Origin of the sequence: Streptomyces bohaiensis (genome assembly GCF_012033785.1) — a bacterium.
Lineage (GTDB): Bacteria > Actinomycetota > Actinomycetes > Streptomycetales > Streptomycetaceae > Streptomyces > Streptomyces bohaiensis.
Genome location: NZ_JAAVJC010000284.1, coordinates 1 through 6091, shown reverse-complemented (window position 1 = coordinate 6091; position 6091 = coordinate 1). Strand labels below are relative to the sequence as shown.

Below are 6091 nucleotides of genomic sequence, written 5' to 3'. Positions count from 1 at the left end.
CACCGCCCTGCGTCCGGCACTCCGCCCCGCCCCGGCGCCGTGCCACCGGGGGCCGCCCTGCGCCCCGACCCGGGCGCCGTCGGTCCCCACCCCGGCCGCACCGGGCCACCACGGGCCGGCAGCGCCCCGTCGGCCGCGGCTCGAGGGCTGCGGCCGGATCCGGGCGTGCCCCACGCCGACCCCGCCCTCGACGCGTCTCCCGTCAGCGAGGTGCGGGTACTGAACCAGGGGCACCCGCCGCCGCTGCTCCTGCTGCCCGACGGGGGAGTACGCGCGCTCACGCCCACCGAACCGGCGCTGCCCTTCGGGCTGCTCGCCCTCAGCGGAGGCCGGTCGGAGCCGTCCCGGCTGCTGCTGCCCCCGGGCGCCGTGCTGGTGCTGTACACGGACGGCCTGAGCGAGGCCCGGGACGCGCAGGGGCGGTTCTACGACCCGGAGGTCCGGTTGCTGGGCTGCCCGACCCGCGAACCCGACGAGGTACTCGACTGGCTCATTGCGGACGTCACCCGCCACGGCGGCCTCGGCCACGACGACCTGGCACTGATGGCGGTGCGCGCCGCCGTCCCCGCCCGGCCGGTCATGGCGGCCGTCCCTCCGGACGGCACGGCGCACGCGGTCACACCCGCCTCCTGAGAGCGGGCGGGCAGCCCGCCGACGGGGTGTGCGAGGCGATTACGACGTAGATCACACCGCCCTAACCCGCCTCCGCCACGCTGCGAGTTGGCGTGGAACGCGTCCCCGTCGGCCGGTGCCGCGGATCGCACCCGGTCCGACGTGCACCGGACCGCCTCCGGACGTCCGCGGCGGCGCGGTGCGGCCGTTCACTTCTGATGACCGAGAGTCACCCGATGGCGGCGTTGCGCATAACTATTGGGGTGACGACGGTATCGATCCGGTCTCCGCAGGCATGCCGACCCCGCCCCTTTTACGGCTGTTCCTCCGGAAAAGCGTGACAGATGAACGAGGTTGATTCGACGGAGGCACTTGGAATCCACGCCTGCCCTCTATTAACGTTTCATAACGCAGCGCGGTCGTCACCGCCGATGCAAGTGTCGGCGCCCGTGCTCTGTCGCTCAATCTCCGTGTTCCGCAGCAGTCCAGCGGTGCTCGGAGAGCCGGGGAACCACTTCTTCATGGGGTGAATCGGCCCACCGCCCGCCGGTGGACCGTAGGAGACCTTCCTGCTCCGAACCCGTCAGCTAACCCGGTCGGCGAAGGAAGGAAAGGAGAACGCCCACGTGGCGTCAGATCGGCATGCCGCCGGTACGGACCTCCTCGGTTCCGGCGACACCTACGGGTCCTACGGCTCGCAGCACCCCTACACGGGCGGCTACTTCGGGGACGGCAACGACCTCGGCACCCACGACCGGCACTACGGCGGCGACGCCTACGGCAGCTCCGCGCACGGGGACGCCCAGCACACCACCGCCTACAGCGGCACCGCCGAGTACGCGCACGCCCACAGCGACGCCCCGTACGACTCCTACTCCTACGCCGGCCCGGTCCACGCGGACTACGCCGCCGACAGCGGCCACCTCGCGGACGCCTCCTACGGCGACCTCTACGCCGACCGCGGCCACCTCCCGGCCGGCGACGCGCACACCGTGACCGACCTGCAGGCCCAGCACCCCGTCGCGGCCTCCTGGGACGACGACGTGTTCGGCGCGGCTGCGGCCTACGGCGCCCCCTACGGCGACGCAGCGGACACCGCCACCGCCGAGGGCGGCACCTCGCTGCTCGCCGAGCCCGTGGCGGAGACCGAGCCCAGCGGTCTCATCGACACCTCCGTGCCGGCCTACTTCGGTCCCGAGTACGACACCGAGTGGGGCCCCGAGCGCGTCGAGGGCGAGACCTTCACCGAGTGGAACCCCAGCGCGGCGACCGTCGCCCCGGTCCGCGGCCGGCGCCGGGCCCGCCAGCGCGGCGGCACCATGGCGCGCAGCCGCGCGGTGCTCGGAGTCGGCGTCATCGCCGCTGTCGGCGCCGGCGGCATGGCCACCGCCCACGAGGACTCGTCCGGGCTCGCCGGCGCCGGTGACAAGGTCAAGTCCGTCCCGGACAAGATCGGCGGCTTCTTCGGCGGAGACACCGACAAGAACACCACCACCATGATCACCGCGGCCCCGCTCACCTCCGCCGGACTCATGGTCAGCAGCAGCAGCGACGTCCTCGCCGCCGGTGAGTCGGCGGACGGCGAGCCGGGCGAGGCCCTGCGCTCCCGCATCCTGCGCCAGGCCGAGAACCAGGACGCCCTGGCCGAGGCCGAGCAGCGCGACGCCGTCATCGACGCGGCCATCGCCAGTGCCTCCTCCGACGCGGCCGCGTTCGCCGAGGAGGAGCGACTGGAGGAGCAGGAGCGCAAGCGCGCCGAGGAGGAGCGCAAGCGCAAGGAGGAAGAGGAGCGGAAGAAGAAGGAGGAGGAAGAGCGCCTCGCCAAGCTGCGGGCCAGCTTCACCGCCCCCCTCTCCGGCTACACCCTCTCCGCCTACTACGGCCAGTCCGGCGGCATGTGGTCCTCCGGCTACCACACCGGCCTCGACTTCCAGGCGCCCAGCGGCACGCCGATCAAGAACATCCACAGCGGCACCGTCACCCAGGCGGCGTGGGCCGGCAGCTACGGCTACCAGGTCATCGTCAAGCTGGACAACGGCACCGAGCTGTCGTACAGCCACATGTCGTCGATGTCCGTCGTCGCGGGCCAGCAGGTCACCACCGGCGACCTCCTCGGAAACGTCGGCTCGACCGGCAACTCCTCGGGCCCCCACCTCCACCTCGAGGTGCGGCCCGGCGGCGGCAGCGCCGTCGACCCGCTGTCCTGGCTCCGCGGCAACGGCATCAGCATCTGACACCCGGTTCCGCCGGCCCGGCCGGCGGAACCGCACGGCCCCGCCGCGGCCTCCCGCCGCTGTCGCCCCCCGTCCCGACTGCGACCGTGCCCGCCCGGCGCCGCACGCACGCGGCGCGGACGGAGGGTGCGCGGGTCCTCCGCTCTCGCCGCCACACACGGCGGCCGGGCACCTCCGAACCCCGGCGGCCCTGACGATTCCCCCGACGTCAGGGCCGCCGGTCTGCGCGCCGTGCCCCGGCCGCCTCCCGGGCCCCGCTCACGGCCGTCCGGCCCGGGCCCGGCCGGCGCGAAGCCGCCATGCCGCAGCAGGCCCACGGCAGCGCGAAGGAGCCGATGTCGTCGGCGATCCGCCCCGGACAGCGGAACACCCCTGCTCACCGGGTTCGTTGTACCTCGCATGACTCAGCACACCCTCGGCTCCCTCACCGTCTCCCCCCTCTGCCTCGGCGGCAACGTCTTCGGCTGGACCGCCGACGAGGCCGCGTCCCACGCGATCCTCGACGCCTACGCGGCCGCCGGCGGCCGCTTCGTCGACACCGCCGACGTGTACTCCCACTGGGCCCCCGGTCACAGCGGCGGGGAGTCCGAGGGCGTCATCGGCCGCTGGCTCGCGCGCGGCGGGCGGGGCCGCGACGTCGTCGTCGCCACCAAGGTCGGCGGGCACCCCGAGTTCAAGGGACTGGCGCCCGAGACCATCCGCGCCGCGACCGAGGCGTCGCTGCGCCGGCTCGGCATCGACACCATCGACCTGCTCTACACCCACTTCGACGACGAGACCGTCCCCGTGGCCGACATCGTCGGCACCCTGGACCAGCTGGTGCGCGAGGGCAAGGTCCGCGAGATCGGGGCCTCCAACATCTCCGCCGAGCGGCTGCGCGCGTCGATGGAGTTCTCCGCCCGCGAGGGCACGGCCGCCTACGTGGCGCTCCAGCCGGCCTACCACCTCATGCGGCGCGCCGACTACGAGGGCGAGGTCGCCGGGGTGGTCGAGGAGTTCGGGCTGCGGGCCGTGCCCTACGCCGCGCTGGCCGGCGGCTTCCTCACCGGCAAGTACCGGCCCGGGACCACCGTGGACAGCGCGCGTGCCGGTTCGGCCTCGCGCTATCTCGACACCCCGCAGGGGCCCCGCGTGCTCTCCGTCCTCGACGCCGTCGCGGCGGACCGCGGGGTCGCCCACGCCACGGTGGCACTCGCCTGGCTGGCCGCCCGCCCGACCGTCGTCGCGCCGATCGCCAGCGCCCGCAGCGTCGAACAGCTGCCGCCCCTGCTCGCGGCTGTCGACCTCAGCCTGACAGCGGACGAGATGGCCGCGCTCGACGCCGCCTCCGCTCCCGACGACGCGTAGCGCGAGACAGGCCGGGCGCCGGGCAGCTGTGTCCGGGGCCGGGGCTCCGTGCCCCGGACCCGGTACGGCGTAGCTCCGACGGCACCGGCGGGTGCCGCCGGTCGTCGCCCGGCCGTCGGCTCGGTGGTCCGCCCGGGTCTCGGTCCGGGTGTCTGCCCCGCTGCCCCGCTGCCCCGCTGCCCCGCTGGCAGCGGGGCAGCGACCGAAGCCGACACCCGGGGTGTCTGCGCGACTCAGCCGCCCGCGGCGTCGACCTCCGCCAGCAGGCTTCGGGTGACCGCCGCCGCCGTGCCCGAGCGGGCCGCACGGAAGCCGGTGCCGGCCCAGAGCGACATCGCGTCCGGGTCCCCCGCCCGCGAGGCGGCGGCCCGCAGCGGCGCCGTGAGGTGATGCACCTGCGGGTAGGCGGGTGGCGCCGCCGCCCCGTGGGCGTCGATGAACGCGTTCCGCAGCCCCCGAGCGGGACGGCCGGAGAACGCCCGGGTCACCACCGTCTCCCCGAAGCGACCGGCCGTGAGCGCGGCGCGGTGCGCCGGCGAGGTGCCGGCCTCGTCCGTCAGCAGGAACGCGGTGCCCAACTGGCCCGCGACGGCGCCCTCACCGAGTACCGCGGCCACGTCGCGGCCGTCCCGCAGCCCTCCGGCGGCGATCACCGGCTTCCGCGCCGCACGCACCACGGCGGCCACCAGGCGCGGCAACGGGACGTCCTCGGGTGTGTCCCCGACCCGGAACGTGGCGCGGTGCCCGCCCGCCTCCGGGCCCTGGACGCACAGCGCGTCGACCCCTGCCTCCGCCGCCGCGACCGCCTCCGCGACGGTGGTCACCGTCGCCACGAGGCGGCTGCCCGCCGCACGCAGCGCCGCCAGCTCGGCCGGGGAGGGCAGCCCGAAGGTGAACGACACCAGCGGCACGGGTGCCGCGACCAGCAGTCGGACCTTCGCCTCCCAGTCGCTGCGCTCGTACAGGTCGTCCGTGCGCAGCGTCACCCCGAACCGCGCCGCCTCCGGCGCGAGCTCCTCCCGGTAGGCACCCACCGCCTCGTCCCCGGACCGCTCGCCGGGCACGAACAGGTTCACCCCGAACGGACCGTCGATGCGGGCCCGCACCGCGGCGACACGCTCCGCCAACGCCTCAGCCGTCAGGTACCCGCCGGCCAGGAACCCCGTCCCACCGGCCCGACACACCGCCGCCACCAGCTCCGGCGTCGCCACCCCGCCCGCCATCGGCGCCTGCACGACCGGCGCCACGCCCTCCAACGTCACCATGCGCCCATGCTGCCACCGCCCGGCCCCGTCCCGAGGAGGCCGGGCGCGCGGGGCCGCACGAGCCGGGCGGGGGCGACCGGCGCGCCGGAACGTTCCGAATGTTCATCTCGCGGGCGCTTGGCGGACACGGCGCCGGTGTCCGGTGTGGGCACGATCACAGCATGACGAAGCGCTGGAACGGCCTGGTAGGGCTGCGGGCGGGAAGCGTCGCCCGGGCCGAGGACCTCTGCACGGCCTGTGTACGGGAGTGCGCCCGCCATCTGGCGGCACGCCCCGGGGATGCCGGAAGTCTCGCCGACGTCTCCCTGGTCGCCGCGATCGGCGCGCTGGTCGCCGAGCACACCGAGTTGTGTCCCGACGAGGACGCTGTCTTCGAGGCCCTGCTCGCCGTCGGCGCCGCGGCGCTTGCCGCGGGGGAGGGGCGCCTCGCCCGCCGCGTCGCCGATTCCACGGTCGCGCTGCGCAGCCGCAGCGCCGCCGCCTGGGAGCTCCGCGGCCGGGCCCTGCGGGCCGCCGGGCGGGAGACCGAGGCGGTCGAGGCGCTGGGCCGCGGCCTCTCGCTCCGTCGCCGCGTCGCCGCCTGAGCACGGCCCCGTACCCGTCCCGGGCCGACGCACGGGCGCGCCCCGCCCC

5 protein-coding genes and 1 riboswitch are annotated in these 6091 nt (G+C 75.4%); of the genes, 4 read left to right on the top strand and 1 reads right to left on the bottom strand.

From position 1 onward, the window contains the following. The 3 genes from HCN52_RS20930 to HCN52_RS20920 form a co-directional block, all read left to right on the top strand. Positions 1–633, top strand: a 633-nt coding sequence (locus HCN52_RS20930) for a SpoIIE family protein phosphatase (RefSeq protein WP_209314803.1), incomplete at its 5' end; no start/stop codon positions are given. Positions 634–1060: 427 nt separating this feature from the next. Continuing rightward, positions 1061–1229: riboswitch (cyclic di-AMP (ydaO/yuaA leader) on the top strand. 9 nt (positions 1230–1238) lie between these two features. Then, positions 1239–2846: a M23 family metallopeptidase gene (locus HCN52_RS26255; RefSeq protein WP_312876810.1), complete on the top strand. Its 1608-nt coding sequence runs from the start codon at positions 1239–1241 to the stop codon at positions 2844–2846. A 399-nt stretch (positions 2847–3245) separates the two neighbouring features. Continuing rightward, the gene (locus tag HCN52_RS20920; RefSeq protein ID WP_168090004.1) at positions 3246–4193 is read left to right on the top strand and encodes an aldo/keto reductase; all 948 of its coding nucleotides are present in this window, start codon (positions 3246–3248) and stop codon (positions 4191–4193) included. A gap of 233 nt (positions 4194–4426) precedes the next feature. On the opposite strand, the gene HCN52_RS20915 is transcribed toward HCN52_RS20920, so the two are convergent. Continuing rightward, positions 4427–5458 carry a nitronate monooxygenase gene (locus tag HCN52_RS20915; RefSeq protein ID WP_168090003.1) on the bottom strand — a complete coding sequence of 344 codons (1032 nt, stop codon included), beginning with the start codon at positions 5456–5458 and terminating at the stop codon, positions 4427–4429. 161 nt (positions 5459–5619) lie between these two features. Here HCN52_RS20915 and HCN52_RS20910 point away from each other — a divergent pair, with 161 nt between their 5' ends. Continuing rightward, positions 5620–6042, top strand: a complete 423-nt coding sequence (locus HCN52_RS20910) for a hypothetical protein (protein WP_168090002.1) — start codon at positions 5620–5622, stop codon at positions 6040–6042. Positions 6043–6091: the final 49 nt, after the last annotated feature.